Source organism: Pseudomonas sp. RW10S2, assembly GCF_014268985.1.
Classification (GTDB): Bacteria; Pseudomonadota; Gammaproteobacteria; order Pseudomonadales; family Pseudomonadaceae; genus Aquipseudomonas; species Aquipseudomonas wayambapalatensis.
This window is the reverse complement of record NZ_JABWRO010000254.1, coordinates 1-339: the sequence shown is the minus strand read 5'-3', so window position 1 is coordinate 339 and position 339 is coordinate 1. Positions and strand designations below refer to the sequence as shown.

General features: G+C 68.7%; 1 protein-coding gene. It reads left to right on the top strand.

Features of this window, described 5'->3' with window-relative positions; all coding sequences use genetic code 11:
- Positions 1 to 339 (top strand): AMP-binding protein (locus HU729_RS25605; protein WP_186711931.1); only part of this gene is annotated, 339 nt, incomplete at both ends.

The window sequence follows — 339 nt, the reverse complement described above, 5'->3', positions numbered from 1 at the left end:
AGCGCGGGATCGGGTGCGCCTGATCAACAGCGTGCCGTCGGCAGCCAGTGCGCTGCTGCGCGCCGGACAGATACCGGCGAGCGTGCGCATCGTCAATCTGGCGGGCGAGCCGCTGAAGCAGTCGGTGGTCGAGGCGCTCTACGCGCTGGAGCACATCCAGCACGTCTACGACCTCTACGGCCCTTCGGAAGACACCACCTATTCGACCTGGACCCGCCGTGAAGCGGGCGGGCAGGCCAACATCGGCCGCCCACTGCACAACACCGCCAGCTACCTGCTGGACGGCGAGCTGCAATCGGTGCCGGTCGGGGCGACGGCGGAGCTGTACCTGGCAGGCGA